The organism is Eubacterium sp. MSJ-33, assembly GCF_022174665.1.
In the GTDB taxonomy this organism is placed as follows: domain Bacteria; phylum Bacillota; class Clostridia; order Lachnospirales; family Lachnospiraceae; genus Coprococcus_C.
In genome coordinates this window covers 2820534-2841478 of record NZ_CP076562.1, presented here as the reverse complement: position 1 = coordinate 2841478, position 20945 = coordinate 2820534, and the positions used below count along the sequence as shown (strand labels likewise).

Genomic DNA, 20945 nt, shown 5'->3' with positions numbered 1-20945 from the left:
TTATCCATTATTCCTATTTGAGTGTAACGGATGTGCCCTCCCACAAATATGACTCCGGATGTTCCAGATATCTACCTATGATTTCCTCCATAGTACCATCCCTTCGCATCTCGGCAAATGCCTTTGATAACTCCATCTCCAGTCCACGATCATCCTGCAAAGAAAATGCAACACCTAAGCCAACCGTAAGAAGGGGTTCATCCAAAATACGGTATTCCATGCCATAGTTCTTTATATTCTGCAAAATGGCAGTTTCATGTGCTGCAATCGCATCCACATAACCTTTGCTTAAAAATGGATATATCAGTTCTCGGTTCTGCAAAGCAAACACCGCTCCCAACTCCGGAATCCGCGGATCCGCATGACTTGCAAATATCTCCTCCGGCTTTGTAGTTGACTGCACCGCAATTTTCTTTCCGGCAAGATCTGCAAATGTATAAATATCACTATCCTCTTTCACAGCAACCACTTGGCGACTGGTCATGTACGGATCCGTCCAGCGATACACATCTTCTCTTCCATCAATGGAAAAGCTTCCCCAGATACAGTCAATCTCCCCATTCTCAAGAAGTTCCTTTTTTTCTTCCCAGTTAATATACTCGAACACGGCTTCGTACCCCATACGGTGAAATGCCTCCTTCGCAAGTTCAACATCAATCCCTGTCGGTTCCCCGTTCGAGTTCTCATAATTATACGGTGGGTAATTATCACTTCCCACTATGATCTTCGGTAAATTCTCGGAAACTGCTTCCTCTGTTTTCCCGGCAGATTCGCAGCCACAGCATACGAATGCCAGCACCAATCCTACAAACAACGCAATTTTCTTTGTACCTTTTCTTTTCACAAGACTTCTCCCCATCATCTTATTACCGCTCCCCTCTGATTCTCCATAAGTATATTTACCAAAATCTGCTGTAACTTCGTCTTATCACATATCCCGAAATTATCACATTGATATCCAGCCAAACGCATTCGCAACGGAACTAAGCAGAATAATCAGCGCGAAGATTGGGCACAGATATTTTATCATCACAACAAATATCTTCTTCCTCCGGAACTTACTTTCTCCGTGACAGATTTCCTCTTCAATCTTATCAATTCCGACAACGCGCGATACAAGCAGGCTTGTCACAAATGCTGCAATCGGCATCATCACGGAATTCGTCAGGAAATCAAACAGATCTAAAAATTGCATTCCGATGATCTTCACAAACCCAAGAGGTCCATAGCCAAGACTCGATAATGTTCCGAGTGCAAGCATGATCAGCCCAATCACAACCGTTGACTTCCTCCGTCCCCAGCCAAGCTCGTCCTCAAATGTCGCAACAGCACTTTCCGTGAGGGCAATTGAACTTGTAAGTGCGGCAAATAACACAAGCAGGAAAAACAAAATCCCGACGCCTGTTCCAAGTCCCATATTCGCAAACACCTTCGGAATCGTGATAAACATGAGTGAAGGGCCTGCCTGCAGCGTATCTGGATCTCCGCCGGAAAATGCAAACACCGCCGGAATAATCATAAGTCCTGCCATGATTGCAATCGCCGTATCAAACACTTCTACATTTCTGGTTGCACCCTCGATGGATGTATCCTTCTTCATATAAGAGCCAAACGTAATCAGAATACCCATCGCAATCGACAGCGAATAAAACATCTGCCCCATTGCAGCTACGACTGTCATCCACGAAAAATTCTTTACATTCGGAACCAGGAAATATTTCACACCCGCAATGGCTCCCGGTCTTGTCACAGAATAAATAGCAATCACCACGGAAAGTAATACGAGAACCGGCATCATCAGCTTCGATACACGTTCAATTCCGTTTTGTACACCGGCATAGATAATTGCAAGTGTCACAAGGCAGAAGATGGCAAAACAAAGCTCCGTTGAAACACCATTTGATATAAATGATCCAAAATAACCATCCTCCGCAAGCTTTGCCCCATTTCCACGGATATACTCTGCTAAGTATTTGATTACCCAGCCGCCAATGACCGAATAATATGGCACGATCAGAATCGGGATAATCGCATTGATCCAGCCGCCGAAAGATATCCATTTCTTCTTACCAAAGAACCGAAACGCCCCAACCGGACTTTTCTGTGTCATGCGTCCGAGCGCAGACTCCGCAACGATCATTGTATATCCAAACGTCAGTGCCAGCACAATATAGACAAGCAGGAAGATACCTCCGCCATATTTTGCAGCCAGATACGGAAATCTCCATATATTTCCAAGACCGACTGACGCGCCCGCCGCCGATAACACATAGCCAAGCTTGCCGGAAAAAGCCCCCCGCTTCTCTGGATGTTTTCTATTCATGTAACCTACCCTCTATCCTTTCCATATTTGTTTCGATAGTCGTTTTCCTTTTTGCAAATATACATGGCGGCATCGTAAATATCACGCTGCCATAGAGACAGGCCACACAGTAAACGCAAAAACGAACGAAATGACAGTAACATATTTTCCGTCCTTTTTCAATCGTTTTGCGTCACCTTTCCCGTTATTTCATTAAAAAAGCGTGGATACATTTCGTGTCCACGCTTTTTATGATCTTTATTCTGCAGAAAGCAGCTCAATCTTGAAATTCAGTTCCTTACCTGCCATCTCATGGTTGGCATCAAAGGTGATGGTCTCCTTGTCTTTATCCACAACCTTCACCGGGAACTGCTGTCCGTATGGAGTTGTCAGATAAACCTGATTCCCGATTTCCAAATTCTCAGACCCCGGCATATCTTCAAATGCAACCGTGATGATATTTGCCGGATCCGGCATACCGTAAGCTTCTTCCGGCATCAGATGAATATCGACAATCTCTCCGATATTCATATTCTTCACTGCTTCATCGAATCCTTTGATCATCATGCCTGCACCGCATACAAACTCGAGTGGCTCACCACGATCATAAGATGAATCAAACTTTGTTCCATCATTGAATGTTCCTGTATAGTGCACCTTACAGCGCTTGCTTTCGTTACTCATATCTATTCCTCCGATTTCATTGAATGTCTTATTCTATCACGAAACAAAAGGAATGGCTAGATGCTTCGATTATTTCTATTATATTATTAAAATCAACTTTTGAAAGCATTCCATCTTTATATTCTTCCATAGCATAACTATCCTTTAAATATAATATTACTCATGCTTCTGCCTATTTATTAAATTCAGCCACTTTGATTTCCTGTATCATATTCCGTAAATGATCTGCTTCGTCGTTCATCTCCATGCTCGCCGCAGCGCACTCTTCCGACGTTGCAGAATTACTCTGTACAACATCATTGATCTGCTCTATTCCTTCATTGATCTGCTGTATTTCAACTGTCTGGTTTGCAAGTGTATCCGCAATATCGGATACCTCTCCGGTAATAATCTTAGAGTTTTGTGCAATTATCTCCAACTGCTGTGCAGTCTCCTCGGCAAATGAAACCCCTTTTCCAACCGCATTCACGGATGTTTTGATCAAAGCAGCCGATTCCTTTACTGCCTGTGCACTCTGATCTGCAAGCTGGTTTACCTGATTGGCAACAACCGCAAATCCTTTCCCCGCTTCTCCGGCTCTCGCTGCCTCAATAGACGCATTTAATGCAAGAAGATTTGTCTGTGATGCAATATCATTGATGGTTTCAATAATTTTTTCTATCTGTATGGATGCGTCTTTAATTTCAAGCATAGACTTTACCATCTCACGCATCTTGGCATTGTTTTCCAAAATATCGTCTCCAAGTGCCACTACCTTTGTACTTATCTTACTTGCAGCCTGTGAGTTTTGTTGAACCTGTTCCGAAACATTCTCTACCGTTGCCGTCAGTTCCTCTACCGCTGCTGCCTGGTTCGTTGCTCCATCTGCCAGCTCAGTTGCCCCGGATGACACCTGTTCTGCACCACCGGACACTTGATCCGAAACCGTCTGTATTCCCTTTACCATAGCCGCCATACTTTCTTCAAATGCCATAAAGGAATTCAGGATTCCAACAAAATCTCCCTTCCACTCCACATTCGGCTGCACATCAAAATTCCCCTCTGAAAACAGCTTCATTGCGCGGTCTATATCATCTACATAAGAGCCCAGGATCCGGATAGATTTACGCATGCTATGTGCCAATCGTCCGATTTCATCTTCCGAACGATACTCCAACATGCTGTGTAAGTTTCCTTCTGTCAGCTCCTTTGCAACATCTTCGATGGCATGCAATGGCTCCAAAATGCTCGAAAGTACTTTTTTGCTGGTTTTTCTTGAATTTATCCACGCCAGACTTATAAAGAATATAATAAAAGCAACACCGAAAATAGCACATAATACGGTATTTCTGACTGCCTTATCACTGGCTATGTCTGTAATATCATCTAATTTCAAAGCAATATCTACTAATTTGTTCAGCGCAGGTGTACATTGGGTAAGGATATCCTCTACGCCTTTTTGGTTTTGTCCCTGTCGTATTTCCTCTATAATGGATGTGCTTATGTCTTCCCAATCCGATAATGCTGTAGCATATTCTGTATAATTTTCTTCTGAGACAACCCCGGTTTCTTTTATTATTTTTAGCTGGGCATCAACATCTGCAAGCAGCTTTGTTATTGTCTTTTCATAGTCATCATAAGAAGCTTCATCGTCATCCAATGCCATTTCCCTTATATTTCTTGCAGCAGCATTTACATTCACTCTGCACATTTTCACTGCTATGTCTGAAGCATTGATTTTCTGCACATAATTCAAAAGGCCGGCAAGCAATACGCCTATCGCTATTATGGAAAGCAGCCCTGAAATAAGCATCAGCATAATTACTTTTTTGTAGCCATAGGCTATTCGTTCCTGTAATGGCATGTTTTCAATTTTCTTTTTTGTATTTTTTGTGTACATAATTCATAGGTTCCTTTCTTATATTTTTTATCCTTCGGGATTTTAGCACTATTTTTTTCGTATTTCTTGCATATATGTGTTCACAATAGTATAATTGTGTCATATTCATGAGGAGGAACCCGCTATGCAATCCATTGATTACAATTATATTGGTACTATAATCGGCAGTGTGTTCGGGATTCCGACACGTATTTATAAAAACAATACACTTATTTTTTATTACTCCACGGTCAATTTAATTAAGGATCCTGTGTCCATCTACCAGGCGGACATTTTAAAAATCACTGACCGGATCAGTTATTTTATGACTGCACATTTTTGTTACTATGGCATTGTTAATTCCGATGATTATAAAATTGTAATCGGACCGGCAAGCCAGGTTCCCAACTCCGCGCCAACACTACGGGATCTTGCCATGCAATTAGACATACCGGGAGACGATACCGATGATTTTATAATCGCCATGCAGGATATCACCCATATACCATTAGAAAGTGTTATGCAGATTCTGTGTCTTTTAAATTATATACTGAACGATGAAAAATGCTTCCTTCATGATGTTTTCATTGACAATGCCATACAAAAGCAGTTTATAGAATCAATGAACAAACATGAAGCTGAAATGTTTTTCTCCAATGACACAAATCAAAGCATAGTGCTCCATAACACTTATGATCTCGAACAGAATGTGATGAATATGGTTCGAAAAGGCGATTATATGGCCTTAACAGGAGTGATTGAGAAATCTACAGCTCTGAAGATTGGTACGATGTCCGACAATCAGCTTCGTCAATTAAAGGATACCTTTATCGCTACAACTACGCTTGTTTCACGTTCGGCTATCCACGGTGGCATGAATCCCGATGATGCATTCACACTGAGTGACAGCTACATACAGAAATGCGAATCATCAAATGATTATTCAAGGATTATCAATCTTCGTTATCGTATGCTCATAGACTTTGCCAGGCATGTAAACCAGTTACAGAAAGCAGGGGCAAAATCACAGCTTGCTTCAGATGTAACAAACTATATTGACCATCATATGTCAGAAACGATTACGGTGGAAGCCATGGCAAAAGAATTTTATATGAGCAGATCATATCTCTCAAAACGTTTTAAGGCAGAAAGTAATATCACGCTCACAGATTTTATACTTAACCGGAAAACAGAGGAGGCAAAACACCTCCTCCGCTACACAGATAAACCTTTGACTGCCATCAGTCTGGATCTCGGTTTTTCTTCCCCGGGGCATTTTTCCCGTGTTTTCCGGAAATACGTCTCCATGTCACCGAGTGACTATCGCAAAAAATATTTAAACTGACAAACTACCTGCAACCGGCAGATTATTCACCCCGCATGGAAACAGATTCTACCTTTTTATCAAGAATAAGTCTTGGACTCCCCTTAAACTTATGTCCAAACTGACATGTAAACTCTAATGGTGTGTTCCAGTCTCCTTTGTCCATAGCTTCAGAATCGCAGGTTCCTCCCCTGAACTCGGCAGCCTTCTTCATATCCTGAAGATTAAGCTCGCCAGAGCAACAACAGCAGCGTTCCGGCAACAATCAACACTAGACCGATACCTGCCTTTGCCGTTAATTTCTCATGCAATACGACATAGGAAAATGCAATCGTAACTAAGATACTAAGCTTATCGATTGGTACAACCACGCTTGCCGGTCCGGTCTGTAATGCCCGGTAATAACAAAGCCACGAAGCACCGGTTGCAATTCCGGATAATACTAAGAATATCCAGCTTGATTTGTCGATCTGCTTTACGGTATGCTGCTTTCCGGTCACAAACACAACCACCCATGCCATGATGAGTACCACAATCGTCCGGATCGCCGTTCCAAGATTCGAGTTGACATCCTGGATTCCAACCTTTCCAAGGATCGAAGTCAGACTGGCGAATACCGCGGAACCAATCGCATAGATCAGCCATTTGCCATCCTGTTTTTTTTCTTCGGTTTCCTTCTTCTGAATCATAAGATACGTTCCCACGCCAATCGCAATCATCGCAGCCACCTTGAGTGGAGACAATGCTTCCCGTAACAGGATAAATGCCAGAAGCATCGTAAGAATCGTGCTCGATTTATCAATCGGTGTTACCTTATTCACATCACCAAGCTGCAGTGCCTTAAAATAGCAAAGCCACGAAGCGCCCGTCGACAGACCGGAGAAGATCAGGAAAAGTAACGTCTTCCCGGATATATCTGCAAGCCCTTTTTGTGCTCCTACAACGAATACCATAATCCATGAAAAAATCAGGACTACAATTGTCCGGAGTGCCGTTGCAACGTTGGAATCAGTGTTTTTAATTCCACATTTTGCCAAGATTGCGGTCAGTCCTGCGAACAGCGCAGAGCCAAATGCAAATGCAACCCACATCGTTATTCCTTCTTTCGTTTTATGCCTTTTGTTCTATCCGGACTGTGCCGAACCAATATGTGAACAGCGCGATGCCAGTCCCAATCAATGCTCCGCCCAGCACATCCGATGGATAATGCACGCCGACATACAACCGGGATAAGCCCATCAGACAGGCAAAGACTAAAATCGGAATTCCAAGCTTCTTCGGCAGTTCCCGGAACATCACAACCGCCGCTGCAAAGGCACTTCCGGTATGTCCGGATGGGAATGAATAATCCTTCTGCGCACCGACCAGACTGGTGAGTCCTTCGATCACGTCGTATGGTCTTGTCCGCGCGACTACATTCTTTAAGATCACATTGTCGATCAATGCTGAGAAGAGAAGAGAAACTAACGCCAGCACGCCAACGCGCCTCGTCTTCCTCGGAATCAGCAATCCCACAGAGAGGACAATCCAGATCACACCCGCATTTCCAAGTGTCGTAATAAACCTGAATATTGGTGTCAACACATCATTCCGTATATTATTTTGAATCCATAATAAAATATCTGCTTCCATCGCGACCAAAAATATCTCCAATTATGATAGCTGTCATTGGTATTTGGACATAACTATACTATGTAATTACGTTTACATCAAGTTAAGAGAGTAACTTTTTATTTTTCCAGAATTTTACCCTTTTTTCTCGTCCGTTATCTCTCCAACCCTGTATTTCTTAATTCTCTTCAAAAGCACATAGCCGACCAGACACGAAAGAAACTCTGTAATCGGAAATGCCCACCAGATGAGTGACACGCCCATCTGCCCGTTACGAACGAAGATGGAGAATACACCCGCGAGCGGAAGGATGATTACAAGCTGCCGAAGCATCGAAATCACGAGCGACTCGATACCACCGTTTAACGCCTGATAGATTCCCTGATACGCGACGTTGATGCCTGCAAAAAGGAAGCTGATCGAGATAATCCGCATCGCATCTATAAAATATTCTCTCGACTGCCCTGCATTGAATAATCCGGCAAATGATTCCGGGAAAAGCTCCGTAATCAAATTTCCGACAGCCATCAAAACAATTGTATACATCAGGTCATATCTGATTCCATCGTTGATCCGCTTCTTGCTCCCCCTTCCATAGACAAACGCAATGATCGGTGTAATTGCATCACGCAGTCCAAACGCTAAGAAAAGCACAAACTGCTGTACTTTATAGAAAAGTCCTTGTTCAAATTCCTTGTTGAATTTCTTATGGAAGATGAATAATAGCACTACCGATGCAATCTGTCCGATCACCGTTGCATAAGGAATTTTCCCAATAAACATCCTTTACATCATACACAGATACACAAAATACGCCACATAACAAAGCAACATGAAGATGCCGCATGGACGCCGCAGCTCCTTATGCTTATATGTTCCAATCCACAAGATCGCGCCAACCACAACCGCAATGATCGTATCTATGATGAATTTACTCTCAAATGGCACTGTACAGATGAGTGCAGCTGTACCGACTACGAACAGGATATTGAAAATATTGCTGCCCACGATATTTCCGATTGCGATTCCCGCATTTCCTTTCCGTGCTGCTGTGACAGATGTCACAAGCTCCGGAAGTGAGGTACCGAGTGCTACAATCGTAAGTCCGATAAACCGCTCGCTCATACCGAAATACCGCGCGATTGCAGATGCTCCGCTGACCGCGAAATCGCTTCCTTTTACAACGAGCACACCACCGATCACCATGAAAAGAACACATTTCCATACCGGGTAATCCTTTGTTTCGCCTTCTTCCTCATTGGTTCCTTTCTTCGCCATCACAAACAGATAGCCAAGATATAACAGGAACAAAACCCAGAAAATAATACCTTCTACGAATGTCACTTCCCCACCGGTTATTCCAAATACCAGCAGTATGATCGTAACTACCATCATAAATGGTATCTCATAGCGAAACGTTGACGTCTGGATCGCTACATTCGTGATCACCGCTGTCACACCAAGAATGATCAGAATGTTGAGGATATTACTTCCCACGATATTTCCGATCGTGATTCCCGCATTCTTCTGCAGCGCCGCCGTGATACTGACCGCCGCCTCCGGCATACTTGTTCCCATCGCTACAATCGTCAGACCGATGATGAGCTGCGGAATCCCGAGCTTCTTCGCGATACTCGCCGCCCCCTCCACAAACCAGTCTGCCCCCTTCACGAGAAACAAAAAACCTACCAACAAAATAACAACCTTCAAGAACATCCTTTCTACCTCTCTTTCTTTGTTTTATTTTGCAGTAGGTATAAAAAAAGAGACTCCTACTGCGTAAACAGTAAAAGTCTCGCTATTTCATCACTTTCCGAGTTATATGTTTCAATAACTGTCTTGACGAAGAAGTGAACCGCGACCGGCAAGCTACTCCCTTTTTATATGTGTATTCTAACAGATTGATTTTTATGAATCAAGTACCAAAATAGATTTTTTATCCTAATTATTGGTGGTAAATTTCATCTGAATAAAACATTTCTTACAACCGGTTTCCATCTTATTTTATTTATCTCAAATCCCATTGATATACATATATACGATCGCCGGCAGCGTCACGACAAGCAGTACAACACCAAGTATCAAAATCAAGTTATTTCCTTTTCTGTTATTCTCATCGAGATATTCATCCGGATTCGTCGGATTTATCCGGATGTTATAATATGCTCCGATCTCAAAATGATTCAGATTGGTGTACATGCCTTTTCTAAGAAGCTTCTCTTCTCCGTTATAGGAGATACTATAAACCGGCATCGTTACATGCTTTCTTCTATGTGTGCCTGCGGCAGACGCACTTTCAATATCGACGCATTTTGCCTGAACCTCCTGCGTACATACCTGCTTCAGGTACCGGATTTTCCCAAGCGTACCTGCTATCATCATTATCCCGGCAAGCGGGAATATCCAGATCAATATGTATGGTGCATATTGATCCAGCATCGACAAAGCAATCTCTCCTTTTGTCAAGATATAAATTCCACATACAAGCAATGCAATCCCGGCAAGCGGAAATACCAATACAATAAATGGATATGGTTTGGCTTTTCTGTTGCAGATTACAGCGATCAAGCCGATCACAAGAAAAAACTGTCCAAGCAACACAAGAAGAATTCCCGTATGATTCTCCAGCTTGGAACAAAACAGCATCGCTGCAATCGATCCCAGTCCCCAGATCAGGCAAAGCATTCCAATTATAATTCCCTTAGGATTGTTGTTCTGATTATCACTCATATTTTTCCTGTACCTCTAACACTTCTGCGGTAATTGCATCCACATCATATTCTGGTGCATGCTTGTTTACGATATCATAAATCAACTGGATATCTTCGACCGATTCTTCAAGTTCATCCGCAATCTGTTCAAGTGTTTTGTTCTTCTGCACCTTTTTTACAACGGAAGCAACTAAATGATGAACTGCACCTTCTGCACGTCCTTCTGCAATTCCAGATGCACGTCCTTCCGCAATTCCAGATGAATATCCCTCTGCACGTCCTTCTTCCACACCATCGTTAAACCATTCCCGCTTTGCATTCTCCATCTGCTTTTCGTATGTCAGATCAAACATCATAATTTTCTGCACATCCTCTCCGCGTTCCAGCAAAAATTTCTTCAGGATATCCTCTGCAATGCAACGATTCACCGCATCTCTGATTGCAGTCTCATAATCCTTCCCACCCTTTTCTGCCTTTGCAAGATTCTCATTTACATATCCGACAAATATCATATACTCCCGCAGCGTCTGACTCCGCTTCTTCAAATCCTCATTATTTCCCGGATTGATGTTGTACACGGTACACATCAGCTCTAACTGCGGCTCATCCGACTGGTTTTCATATGCATCGGACAATTTCAGCACTTCTCGCTCTGGTCTGTTCTTGTCTCCATTGTAGAACACTGCGAATTTCGGTGTCGGTATCTTCACCAGCTTGTGACTAAGTAAATATCTGTTTTCTATCAGTTTCTTGATGATCGTCACAAAATAAATCAGTTCCCGAAGTGGCATGTTCGGGTTGTACGTTGACTGATGTTCGTAGATATTCAGAACCGAATCCATGCTTACCACAAACGATGCATCGTTGTGCACCGTAAGCGATACACCACTTTCCAGCGTATGAATCTCGATAATCTCCGGATTGGTGTATGCCGTCCCCGCCATCGCATTGTAAACATCCAACGCTCTCGCCCTGTCCTCCAACAACATACTAAACACATCACTTTTGTACTCTCTGTTTGCCATATTTCGTCCTCCTTTGGCTTTCGCAGGAGAAATCCATCTGCAAACATAGACTTAAACTACCTTCCTTGAATACCCCTGCATCTTAAATTAAATGAATTGAATTTAAAAGCATGAATGTTCAAGAATCAATAATTTGACTATTCGTAGAAAGCAACTGTCTTGCAGCTACTATATGAAACTTATGCTTTGATCGTAGGCTAACATAATTAAACTATGCCGTCAAGCATTTTTCTTATATTCATATATGTATTTTATTTCTTTTAACGTTAGTTTCTGGAATCACTTCATTATTCCACCGTGAAAATAGCATTCATATATCTTAACATCCTCACAGTAAATTTCTTCATAACCTTGAAACCAGGAAAAATCTCCGACTACATTACACTTATAGGTATATTGTCCCGATTGATAATACTCTGGTCCTCTAAATGGCATTTTTTTATCGGCTTTGCGAAGAGCTTCCTTTAAAAAATTACCACTGAAATTCTGATTCAAAACGCGTCCTATGTAATTCATTGCATACTGTGATTTACCTTCATACCATATAGCTTCCTCACCAGCAAACTGTTCCCCACCAACGTATGTATCATGATATGTATAAGAACCATTGCTATATGAAAAATCATGAGAATCCAATCGCGTTGAATCCGTCTCATTCATATAAGCAGCATATGTATTAACATTTGCTTCTAAGCGAAATTCAATAAGTCGATCAACGTCTGTTCCACTATGATCGAAACAGCCAACAGTACATTCTTGGTCTTTCACTAAATAATCGACTGTAACATTGAACAACTTACTGATTTGAATAAGGTTACTAATATCAGGATATACCTGCCCAGACTCCCACTTCGCTACAGCCTGTCTGGATACATCCAGTTTTCCTGCCAGTTCCTCTTGGGTCAAACCTTTATTCTTACGAATTAATTGTAGTTTTTGTGAAAAAATCATTTCATATCACCTCCACAATCATCGTACTATACTTTAATCATTTATTACATAAACCGATAATTGCTATTTTGCTACTAATATTATACATATCCTTCCTATCGCTCCTGAAAAAACTCGATTTCTTCTCCAAGCGGTCCTCTGCCGAATGCAATCCTTGCCTTGTATTCGGGATCGGATGGAATCACAATCTCCTTTGGTTCCACAAACACCTCATACCCTGCTGCCTTCAGCTTTTCCACGCAGGCATCTACATCCTCGGTTGCAAGGGCAAAATGCCGGATAATCCCTGTCTCCGCTTTTTCTCCGCCTTTTGCGAATACTTCCAATACCGCATTTCCAAACTGGAACATGATTCCTTCGCTCCATGTTCTGGCAATCTCTAATTCTAAAATCTCGTGATAAAAATGTACGACTTCCTTATATTCCTCTTCGTTAGCACATTTCAGACATACATGATGAATCCCTTTAATTAAGCTCATTTTGACTCCTTTCCACACTTTCCCGCCCTTTTCTCATGAAAAACCATTTATTATTTTTTATTCTATCAAAAAATTATGAACCTGCAAGAACATATTTGATAATAACATGACATTCCTGCGATTCCGAATATTGCCAGATCATCTCCAACTATTGTATAGTGGACATAGAATTAAGAACGGAGGGCCGCTTATGAATTACGCATTTACAAATGGAAAGATACTGGATGGAACCAAAAACATGCAGGTGCAGACCGGTCTTTGCATCCTCGTACAGGATGGCACGATCACCGATATCGTACCGGATACAGCCGACCTAGCCGGCTACAAAACCATAGATTTACAAGGACGTTATATCATGCCCGGACTCATCAACATGCATGTGCATCTTGCTGGAAATGGAAAGCCGCAGAAAAAGCAACGCGACAATGAAAAGCTCGTAAAAAAGATAATGCGTTCTTCCCTGACACGTGCCGTCGCTTACAAGATGGTTTCCGACTTTGCAAAGGATGAACTGCTAAGTGGTGTCACGACAATCCGGACAGTCGGCGGACTCGGAAGCTTCGACACCCGCCTGCGGGATGAAATCGCTGCCGGAACAAAGGTCGGTCCGCGTATCCTCGCTGCCAACGAGGGCATCTCGGTTCCGGGTGGACACATGGCAGGTTCGGTTGCAATCGCCGCTGCCTCCATCCCGGAAGCACTTGCGCATCTCGAACAGTCAAAGAAGGAAAAGGTTGACTTAGTGAAGCTCATGATTACCGGCGGTGTGTTAGATGCCAAAGAAAAGGGTGTCCCGGGCGAGCTGAAGATGTCGCCGGATATGGTGCGTGCCGTCTGCGACAAAGCACATGCCGACGGCTATATTGTTTCCGCCCATGTGGAATCTCCGGAGGGTGTCCGCGTGGCTCTGGAAAATGGTGTCGACTCGATCGAGCACGGTGCGAAGATGGATGATGCTATGATCGAATTATTCAAGGAACGCGGTGCATTTCTCTGCACGACAATCTCACCGGCTCTGCCATATGCGCTCTTTGACCGCTCTATCACAAATGCGACCGAAGTCGAGCAATTTAACGGCAATGTCGTATTCGAAGGAATCGTGGATTGCTCCAAGAAGGCACTGGCAAACGATATCCCGGTTGTACTTGGCAATGATGTCGGCTGCCCATGGATCACGCAGTACGATTTCTGGCGTGAGCTTTATTACTTCCACAAATACGTGGGTGTCTCGAATGCATTTGCACTCTACACGGCGACCGGGCGAAGCGCCGAGCTTGCCGGAATCAGCGATATCACGGGTTCGATTGAAAAGGGGAAAGCAGCCGATCTGATTGTCACTTCGAAGAATCCTTTAGATGATCTGCGTGCGCTCCGCAACGTAGATATGGTGGTTGCCAGAGGCACGATCATCGACCATCCGAAGGTTAAAAAGAAAAAACAGGTGGAAACAGAACTGGATAAATTCCTGTAACCAAAACAAAAACCGGGAGCATATCAATATCAAAAAACTCCCAGTTTTTTATATACAAACTTCTAATATCCAAGTGTGTCATTAACCATAATCACATGGATTCTTCCCTCATGACGCGAGAACCTTGTAATCAGGAACTGGCAACAGAGTGTATCCGGAGATTTACAATCGGAACATCTGCCTGTGACCTTGCACGGTGTCTTCACATCAAACCGCTGGGCGTTCACCGGAGCTGCCACATTTCTGGCACGCTTCATCGCCGCATCAAGATCGGAACAGACCTTGTTCATTCCCACGATGAATAACACCCGCTTCGGTCCCTGTGCAATACAGGATACACGGTTGGAATTTCCATCGATATTTACAATGATGCCATCGTTCGTCATCGCATTGGCACTCGATAAGAATACATCTGCATCATATGCTGCCAGCAATCCCTCACGCGGCGTCATCTGCGAACGATCTATGTAATTATAATTTCCTGCCTGCAACGCATCCACCAGACCAATCTCATGTGCACTCTGACAACCACCCATCGCAACGGAGCTGCCCTCGCCGATTACTTCCAGTGCCAGCTTCAAAGCTTCTCCCTTATCTGCTGCATAGTAACCGGTCATGTTCCGGGACTCCAGTCCTTTGATAACGGTCTGTGCCAGAATCTCATTTCTTTTTTTCATATTCTCGTTCATGCTATTTCCTCCATTCTCTATGCGTGTCTTTTATTTTAGCACAATTTTACACATATAGAATCATGCATACCACCAGATTTTTCTTGCAAATGCATATAAGACATATACAAAATCGATTATAATATATGGCTGCTTTCCGGAATTGTCAACCGCATATTGTTCTATATCCATTTTTCATTTATAATGATTTCGCTATGTTAGACAGTCAGCCGATATTGGCTTTAAATACAGAAACGGAGAATTAAAATCACACATGTTAACGCCGGATTATTATGATAAATTTACCTGTATTGCGGACAAATGTCCGATCACCTGTTGTAAAGAGTGGAAAATCGCAGTCGATGCAGACACGAACCGCCGCTGGAAGAAGCTTCTTCCGCCGGATACCGTACCGGAGTGCCGCAAGAATTTAAGTGCCTACACGGCGAAGAAAGACGGGCAGCGCGTAATCGGCTTAGACGCGATGCATCGCTGTCCTTTCTTAGATGACGCCAAGCTGTGCCGCTTGGTGTCTGCCTACGGAGATTCTGTGCTCTCAGAAACGTGTGCAACCTTCCCGCGGGAATATCATACCTTCCACGACCACAAGGAAGGGATGCTCATGCCATGCTGTCCGGCAGTGATTGATTTGTGGAGAGATACGCTGCTGGATTTCCCACAGGTGTCTGATCCGGACGCACTCTTTTTGATCCGTGCTTCGATCATGGATCTGATTCAGGATACGAATATTTCTATCGAAGAGGCTTTGTTAGAAAGTTTTTATATACTATCTGAACTGGCAAAAAACGCACCGATTACCATAGCAAAGGTAACTGAATATTTCTCCCCTGCTTCACTTGCAGAGCTTCGTGCAGCTATCCGCGATGTAGAACTTCCGGCTGCGGACACATGGATGGAATGCAATGAGCTGTTACAGGATTTATCTGTAAATTATATCGTAGAAGGCTTGTACGCGCCGTACTTAAATCCGCTTATTACGCTCGCAGAACAATTTACTGTACCAGACGATGTAATACTCGCTGCCTTTCAACGACAGTTACATACCTACGATATCCTGTTTCGGAACTATGTTGCAAACGAAATATTCTCCGACCTGCTTATGCCGGAGGATACGATTGACGATATGTTGTTACATCTCGAATGGATTGCCATGGAATATGCATCCATCCGGCAGAGCCTTTTTCTTCTTTACTCTGCCGAAGGAGCAAATCATCTTTCTTATGAAACCGTCCGTGACTACATCGTGATCCTGTCACGCATGACCGGTTATGAAGATGCGGATATCCGCGAATATCTGGAAAATAGTTTTGCATCCCCGATCTGGGACTGGGGATATTTTGCGCTGGTGGTTGGGAAATAATTACTTTTTCTCATCCAACAGCACAACGCCCTGTGCCGGGTTCTCCTTAATGGCCCCAACAACCGGATGTGGCACATACATCTCTTCCAGGTAAACCACGTCCTCTGCGGAAAGCTTCACATCGAGCGCACCTGCTGCATCATCCAAGTATGCAGTCTTCGTTGCTCCGACGATTGGTGCTGTCACGCCCTTTGCCCACTGCCATGCAAGAGCAATCTGTGACATCTTACAGTTGTGTTTTTCTGAGAGCTCATGCACTCTGGCAACCACCTTCATATCCTGTTCTTCCATCCGGTCATACTTTCCACGTGCAACACGGTCGGTCTGACTCCGCAGAGAATCTGTATTCCACACAGGTCTTGACAGATGCCCGGCAGCAAGCGGACTGTACGGCATCAGCGCAACATTCATCTGCTTACAGATTGGAATCAGCTCGCGCTCATCCTCCCGGTACAGAAGATTGTAATGGTTCTCCATTGTAGCAAACGATGTCAGTCCCCGCTCTTTCGCCGCAAGCTGCATATTATAAAACTGATATCCATACATCGCAGATGCACCAATTGCACGCACCTTTCCAGCCTTTACAAGATCATCCAGCGCTTCCATCGTCTCCTCGATCGGCGTATCAAAATCAAACCGGTGAATGATATACAAATCCAGATAGTCGGTTCCAAGCCGTTTGAGGGAACCGTCGATTTCCCGCTCAATCGCTGCCTTTGACAGTCTACCCTCATTGAAATACACCTTCGATGCGATCACAACCTTATCACGTGCCACATTCTTTTTCAGTGCCTGTCCCAGATATTCTTCACTGGTTCCTGCGGAATAACAGTTTGCAGTATCAAAGAAATTGATACCAAGGTCTAACGCATGCTTGATCACCTTCTCGCTTTCCTGCGCATCCAGTGTCCAGTCATGCATTGTACCTGCTTTTCCGAAGCTCATGCATCCGATGCAAAGCTTCGATACTTCAATATCGGTATTTCCAAGTTTTGCGTACTCCATGTATAACCCCTCCTGCAATCCTAAATGTTTTATTTTAACATACCATATTCCTCATCTGTTACCGGCTCGCACCACTCATTGGATGTCTCCTCACCCGGTACTTCCACTGCCAGATGGCTGAACCAGCTATCCGGTGCAGCGCCATGCCAATGCTTAACCTCTGCCGGAATGTTGATGCAGTCGCCCGGTTTCAGCTCGATGGCTTCTTTGCCTTCCTCCTGATAATATCCACGTCCGGCTACGCATACAAGAATCTGTCCGCCACCGCTCTTTGCATGGTGGATATGCCAGTTGTTCCTGCAGCCCGGCTCAAATGTGACATTGAAGATTCCAACCTGACTGGTAGATACCGGTGCCAGATAGCTCTGACCGATGAAATACTGTGCAAATGCATCGTTTGGCTGTCCAATTGGGAATACCATTTCCTTTGCATGTGCACGCATCGTCGGATCTTCGTAAGGCAGGTCGCCTTCATCCACCTCCCAGACTTCCTTTGCCATGTTCTTATCCTTCCTAAAATTCTTTTACCAGTTCATCGATTTCCTTCTTATTTGCATGATTGAGCAGCTTGCCCTCCACAAACTGTGCACCCTGTGCGGATGGCTGCAATTCCTTTACGGTATTTCCAAATCCGCTTCCGCCGGATGTTGCGAACAGCACGATCTTCTTGCCTGTAAAATCATATTTCTCCAGAAATGTGTTGATAATCGTCGGTGCTACATACCACCAGATTGGGAATCCAAGGAAAATCTCGTCGTACTCTGCAATCTTTGCGTCAGTGTCTGAGATTTCCGGACGGATCTTCTTGTCTGCCATCTCCACGCTGCTTCTTGATTTCTTATCCATCCAGTTTAAGTCTGCCTTTGTGTAGGCTTCCTTCGGGGTGATCTCGTACAGGTCCGCGCCTGCTGCCTCTGCTACCATCTCTGCGACATTTCTTGTAATTCCACTTGCACTAAAATATGCGACTAATTTCTTACTCATTTTTTGTCCTCCTAATTCTATTGGGCGGGCATATAGTGATTATGTACTGCCTATATTTCATTTCAGAAATATCAGATGTATTGTAACTAAGAAGAACTAAATGTTCTGATATACAAATAGATACCGAACGCAACCGCCGCCAATTCGCCATCCGTGGCTCAGTGGCGGCTTGTTTGAACATCGTGTTCAAACATTGCTGGATAATTACAGAACATCAAGTTCTTCTAAGTTCCAAACATATTCATATTTCTGAAATGAAATACAGACACATACACTAATCACTATATGCTCCGCAATACTACTAACACTTACTAAAAAAGGTGTAGTCTCTTTCTTCCTACACCTTGATTATAATTATTGTATTGTATTATGTCTAATACTTACATTGAATGTTTTATTATGCCTGAAAGGCATTGATCTCGTCAATGAATTTGAGAACAGCTTGTGCGTACGGAATGTTTCTGCGCCATGCGATCACAGTACTTGCCGTGATCTCCGGATACAGCTTGTTCTGCATAAGCAAATCGGATCGCCAGTATCTGCCGGCACCCTCAATGGAAATCGGATAACCAAGCCCCTGCATCGCCAGGATTGCTGCATTTGTACCGAGATTGCTTGTAAATGCTATGTTCAGCTTCGCAAAGTCCTTGCCAAACCAATTTGCAAGCTCACTTTGTACGCCTGACCGTTCCGGCAATATCAGCGGCAACGGCAGTAAGTCCTCTTTCGTAATATATGTTTTTTCTGCCAGCGGGTCATCCGGTCGCATGCCTACAACCCAGTGGTCGCTCTCCGGAAAACGGATATAATCCAGTCCTTCCAGATTCACCGGCTCCATGTAGAGTCCGATGTCTACCAGTCCTTTATTCATCATCTCATAGATTGTATCTGCCGTTCCGGTATGCACCCGGATCTGAACCATCGGATATTTCGCCCGGTACCGCTCGCAGATCTGTGCCAGCAGCTCCACTGCTGCGAACTCACCGCATCCAATCGTGATCGTTCCATCGACAACCTGACTTTCCTTGAATTCCTCCCGGATCTTATCTTCGAGATCGATGATTTCAAGGGCACGCCGCTTGAGCAAGATTCCTTCGTCAGTCAGCGTAACATTTCGTCCGCCACGGTTGAACAGCACGGTTCCAAGCTCTTCCTCCAATGCTGCAAGCTGTCTTGACAGCGTTGGCTGTGTGATATGTAATTGTTCCGCCGCTTTCGTGAAGCTCTGTTCCTTCGCCACGGTCAAAAAATAGCGTAATACCCGAAGTTCCATTTATGTTTATTCTCCTTGCTATTCAATGAAATAATATTATTCCATATCATCATCTGCTAACAAATTAACATGCTTGTGTTTTCTAATATAGCACAGCAAACTGCCTATTGTCTAAAACAAATAAATACCTCACCATTACTGATTATTCAAGAATTTCTTTTGTTGTTTGATTTATGAACCGGCAATTCGTCATACATTGCTCGAAAAAGCCCTGCCAGATATTCTTTACTGTCAACATCTTCTACTAAAAGCATCTCTTTTGCTCCTTTATATGGTAATTCATAAGTCACAGTTGCCAAATAAGAAACTGCCGATTTTGTCGGTTTCACAAGTAACCTGTCATCATATATGCCTCCGACAATCCTGCCACGATAATATATAATATATTCTCCCATCATTGCACGATAATTGATTTCTTCTAAATCAGATAACTGCCCTAATATAAATTGTAAATATTCTTTGCTTGAAGCCATGTTTTTGTCCTTTCAAATACCGATGTTGAGAAAATATGCATCTTATCCTGAAATGTACCTACATACACGCTATCACTCAACGGAAACACACTGAATCCAACTGCTGACATTTCATATTAAAAAATCTGCCCCAGCAATTTCTTTTTCTCTTTATATGGAAACTGCTTGTCAAATGCTTCGGCTTGCTGCGCATCCACCAGATACCCTTCCGGTGTTGCATACTCTCCGGTAATACCATCCAGATACCCCGGTATCAGCTCCTTGCACAGAAAGAAGGATGCGTCTTCCCCCTCCGGCAATCCATGATAACGGATACCGTACTCGCTTGCCTGCCGGAAACCACTCTTCCCATAGAAATCAATATTCCCCTCAAAGCACAATGCTCCACAGCCAAGTTCTGCCGCTTTCTCTAATGAATAATCAAGCAAGATTTTTCCATATCCTTTCCGCTTATATTCGTTCCTGATACAGATTGGTCCCATCGTCATAATCGGAATGCTTCTTCCGTCATCTGCTGTGATTGCTGTCCTCACAAATACATTCTGTCCGATAAGTTCTCCATCCTGATACATCACAAAATCAAGCTCCGGTACAAACGCCGGATCATTTCGGAGCTGGTTAAGAACATAATGTTCCAGGCATCCCGGACGATATACATTCCAGAAGCTGTCTCTGACTAGGTTTTCCACTTCGCGATATTCACTTTTTTCTTCCAAACGAATTACTATATGATTCTTCATGATCG

The 20945-nt window shown here is 43.6% G+C and carries 21 protein-coding genes and 1 pseudogene; 3 read left to right on the top strand and 19 right to left on the bottom strand.

What is annotated here, in order from left to right:
- Positions 1-13: 13 nt before the first annotated feature.
- From KP625_RS13185 to KP625_RS13170, 4 genes are all read right to left on the bottom strand, one after another.
- Positions 14-844: a substrate-binding periplasmic protein gene (locus KP625_RS13185; RefSeq protein WP_238298363.1), complete on the bottom strand. Its 831-nt coding sequence runs from the start codon at positions 842-844 to the stop codon at positions 14-16.
- Between the two features lie 102 nt (positions 845-946).
- Positions 947-2323 (bottom strand): sodium-dependent transporter, encoded by a 1377-nt coding sequence (locus KP625_RS13180; protein ID WP_238298361.1) that lies wholly within the window; start codon positions 2321-2323, stop codon positions 947-949.
- A 237-nt stretch (positions 2324-2560) separates the two neighbouring features.
- The gene (locus KP625_RS13175; RefSeq protein WP_238298359.1) at positions 2561-2986 is read right to left on the bottom strand and encodes an FKBP-type peptidyl-prolyl cis-trans isomerase; all 426 of its coding nucleotides are present in this window, start codon (positions 2984-2986) and stop codon (positions 2561-2563) included.
- 172 nt (positions 2987-3158) lie between these two features.
- Positions 3159-4865, bottom strand: coding sequence for a methyl-accepting chemotaxis protein (locus KP625_RS13170; RefSeq protein ID WP_118670510.1), 1707 nt, complete (start codon positions 4863-4865; stop codon positions 3159-3161).
- A 124-nt stretch (positions 4866-4989) separates the two neighbouring features.
- On the opposite strand from KP625_RS13170, the gene KP625_RS13165 reads away from it, so the two are divergent.
- Positions 4990-6189 (top strand): helix-turn-helix domain-containing protein, encoded by a 1200-nt coding sequence (locus tag KP625_RS13165; protein ID WP_238298357.1) that lies wholly within the window; start codon positions 4990-4992, stop codon positions 6187-6189.
- Between the two features lie 203 nt (positions 6190-6392).
- Here KP625_RS13165 and KP625_RS13160 read toward each other — a convergent pair whose 3' ends face one another.
- From KP625_RS13160 to KP625_RS13125, 8 genes are all read right to left on the bottom strand, one after another.
- The gene (locus KP625_RS13160; protein ID WP_238298355.1) at positions 6393-7259 is read right to left on the bottom strand and encodes an EamA family transporter; all 867 of its coding nucleotides are present in this window, start codon (positions 7257-7259) and stop codon (positions 6393-6395) included.
- A 19-nt stretch (positions 7260-7278) separates the two neighbouring features.
- Positions 7279-7800 carry a phosphatase PAP2 family protein gene (locus KP625_RS13155; protein WP_238298353.1) on the bottom strand — a complete coding sequence of 174 codons (522 nt, stop codon included), beginning with the start codon at positions 7798-7800 and terminating at the stop codon, positions 7279-7281.
- Between the two features lie 114 nt (positions 7801-7914).
- A complete protein-coding gene (locus KP625_RS13150) occupies positions 7915-8562 on the bottom strand; it encodes an MATE family efflux transporter (RefSeq protein ID WP_370641376.1) in 648 nt (215 codons plus the stop codon).
- 3 nt (positions 8563-8565) lie between these two features.
- On the bottom strand, positions 8566-9495 hold the full coding sequence (locus tag KP625_RS13145; protein WP_238298351.1) for a calcium/sodium antiporter: 930 nt from the start codon (positions 9493-9495) through the stop codon (positions 8566-8568).
- A 297-nt stretch (positions 9496-9792) separates the two neighbouring features.
- Positions 9793-10509 (bottom strand): hypothetical protein, encoded by a 717-nt coding sequence (locus KP625_RS13140; protein WP_177981739.1) that lies wholly within the window; start codon positions 10507-10509, stop codon positions 9793-9795.
- Positions 10502-11515 (bottom strand): hypothetical protein, encoded by a 1014-nt coding sequence (locus tag KP625_RS13135; RefSeq protein WP_177981740.1) that lies wholly within the window; start codon positions 11513-11515, stop codon positions 10502-10504. Before KP625_RS13135 ends, KP625_RS13140 begins: the two co-directional genes overlap by 8 nt.
- Positions 11516-11794: 279 nt before the next feature.
- A complete protein-coding gene (locus KP625_RS13130; RefSeq protein ID WP_238298349.1) occupies positions 11795-12466 on the bottom strand; it encodes a DUF5680 domain-containing protein in 672 nt (223 codons plus the stop codon).
- Positions 12467-12561: 95 nt separating this feature from the next.
- The gene (locus KP625_RS13125) at positions 12562-12945 is read right to left on the bottom strand and encodes a VOC family protein (protein WP_238298347.1); all 384 of its coding nucleotides are present in this window, start codon (positions 12943-12945) and stop codon (positions 12562-12564) included.
- A gap of 190 nt (positions 12946-13135) precedes the next feature.
- Between KP625_RS13125 and KP625_RS13120 the strand changes: the two genes are divergently transcribed.
- Positions 13136-14416 carry an amidohydrolase family protein gene (locus tag KP625_RS13120; RefSeq protein ID WP_238298345.1) on the top strand — a complete coding sequence of 427 codons (1281 nt, stop codon included), beginning with the start codon at positions 13136-13138 and terminating at the stop codon, positions 14414-14416.
- A gap of 62 nt (positions 14417-14478) precedes the next feature.
- Here the strand turns inward: KP625_RS13120 and KP625_RS13115 are convergent, their stop codons facing one another.
- Positions 14479-15105: a lactate utilization protein gene (locus KP625_RS13115; protein WP_238298343.1), complete on the bottom strand. Its 627-nt coding sequence runs from the start codon at positions 15103-15105 to the stop codon at positions 14479-14481.
- Positions 15106-15358: 253 nt separating this feature from the next.
- Between KP625_RS13115 and fliB the strand changes: the two genes are divergently transcribed.
- Entirely contained in the window at positions 15359-16465 is a 1107-nt protein-coding gene (gene fliB, locus KP625_RS13110; RefSeq protein WP_238298341.1) for a flagellin lysine-N-methylase, read from the top strand.
- Here fliB and KP625_RS13105 read toward each other — a convergent pair whose 3' ends face one another.
- From KP625_RS13105 to KP625_RS13080, 6 genes and pseudogenes are all read right to left on the bottom strand, one after another.
- Positions 16466-17470 carry an aldo/keto reductase gene (locus KP625_RS13105; RefSeq protein ID WP_238298339.1) on the bottom strand — a complete coding sequence of 335 codons (1005 nt, stop codon included), beginning with the start codon at positions 17468-17470 and terminating at the stop codon, positions 16466-16468.
- A gap of 29 nt (positions 17471-17499) precedes the next feature.
- A pseudogene (locus tag KP625_RS13100) lies at positions 17500-17970 on the bottom strand (cupin domain-containing protein); the annotation flags it as partial.
- A 13-nt stretch (positions 17971-17983) separates the two neighbouring features.
- Positions 17984-18454: a flavodoxin gene (locus tag KP625_RS13095; RefSeq protein ID WP_238298337.1), complete on the bottom strand. Its 471-nt coding sequence runs from the start codon at positions 18452-18454 to the stop codon at positions 17984-17986.
- 397 nt (positions 18455-18851) lie between these two features.
- Positions 18852-19727: a LysR family transcriptional regulator gene (locus KP625_RS13090; RefSeq protein WP_238298335.1), complete on the bottom strand. Its 876-nt coding sequence runs from the start codon at positions 19725-19727 to the stop codon at positions 18852-18854.
- A gap of 146 nt (positions 19728-19873) precedes the next feature.
- On the bottom strand, positions 19874-20200 hold the full coding sequence (locus KP625_RS13085; RefSeq protein ID WP_238298333.1) for a TfoX/Sxy family protein: 327 nt from the start codon (positions 20198-20200) through the stop codon (positions 19874-19876).
- A 116-nt stretch (positions 20201-20316) separates the two neighbouring features.
- Complete coding sequence (locus KP625_RS13080; protein WP_238298332.1) at positions 20317-20940, bottom strand: GNAT family N-acetyltransferase; 624 nt, start codon at positions 20938-20940, stop codon at positions 20317-20319.
- Positions 20941-20945: the final 5 nt, after the last annotated feature.

Bases quoted from the DNA above. Each gene is read 5' to 3' on its own strand.
- KP625_RS13180 (WP_238298361.1), bottom strand. From the start codon at position 2,323: ATGAATAGAAAACATCCAGAGAAGCGGGGGGCTTTTTCCGGCAAGCTT.
- KP625_RS13175 (WP_238298359.1), bottom strand. From the start codon at position 2,986: ATGAGTAACGAAAGCAAGCGCTGTAAGGTGCACTATACAGGAACATTC.
- KP625_RS13170 (WP_118670510.1), bottom strand. From the start codon at position 4,865: ATGTACACAAAAAATACAAAAAAGAAAATTGAAAACATGCCATTACAG.
- KP625_RS13165 (WP_238298357.1), top strand. From the start codon at position 4,990: ATGCAATCCATTGATTACAATTATATTGGTACTATAATCGGCAGTGTG.
- KP625_RS13160 (WP_238298355.1), bottom strand. From the start codon at position 7,259: ATGTGGGTTGCATTTGCATTTGGCTCTGCGCTGTTCGCAGGACTGACC.
- KP625_RS13155 (WP_238298353.1), bottom strand. From the start codon at position 7,800: ATGGAAGCAGATATTTTATTATGGATTCAAAATAATATACGGAATGAT.
- KP625_RS13150 (WP_370641376.1), bottom strand. From the start codon at position 8,562: ATGTTTATTGGGAAAATTCCTTATGCAACGGTGATCGGACAGATTGCA.
- KP625_RS13145 (WP_238298351.1), bottom strand. From the start codon at position 9,495: ATGTTCTTGAAGGTTGTTATTTTGTTGGTAGGTTTTTTGTTTCTCGTG.
- KP625_RS13140 (WP_177981739.1), bottom strand. From the start codon at position 10,509: ATGAGTGATAATCAGAACAACAATCCTAAGGGAATTATAATTGGAATG.
- KP625_RS13135 (WP_177981740.1), bottom strand. From the start codon at position 11,515: ATGGCAAACAGAGAGTACAAAAGTGATGTGTTTAGTATGTTGTTGGAG.
- KP625_RS13130 (WP_238298349.1), bottom strand. From the start codon at position 12,466: ATGATTTTTTCACAAAAACTACAATTAATTCGTAAGAATAAAGGTTTG.
- KP625_RS13125 (WP_238298347.1), bottom strand. From the start codon at position 12,945: ATGAGCTTAATTAAAGGGATTCATCATGTATGTCTGAAATGTGCTAAC.
- KP625_RS13120 (WP_238298345.1), top strand. From the start codon at position 13,136: ATGAATTACGCATTTACAAATGGAAAGATACTGGATGGAACCAAAAAC.
- KP625_RS13115 (WP_238298343.1), bottom strand. From the start codon at position 15,105: ATGAACGAGAATATGAAAAAAAGAAATGAGATTCTGGCACAGACCGTT.
- fliB (WP_238298341.1), top strand. From the start codon at position 15,359: ATGTTAACGCCGGATTATTATGATAAATTTACCTGTATTGCGGACAAA.
- KP625_RS13105 (WP_238298339.1), bottom strand. From the start codon at position 17,470: ATGGAGTACGCAAAACTTGGAAATACCGATATTGAAGTATCGAAGCTT.
- KP625_RS13095 (WP_238298337.1), bottom strand. From the start codon at position 18,454: ATGAGTAAGAAATTAGTCGCATATTTTAGTGCAAGTGGAATTACAAGA.
- KP625_RS13090 (WP_238298335.1), bottom strand. From the start codon at position 19,727: ATGGAACTTCGGGTATTACGCTATTTTTTGACCGTGGCGAAGGAACAG.
- KP625_RS13085 (WP_238298333.1), bottom strand. From the start codon at position 20,200: ATGGCTTCAAGCAAAGAATATTTACAATTTATATTAGGGCAGTTATCT.
- KP625_RS13080 (WP_238298332.1), bottom strand. From the start codon at position 20,940: ATGAAGAATCATATAGTAATTCGTTTGGAAGAAAAAAGTGAATATCGC.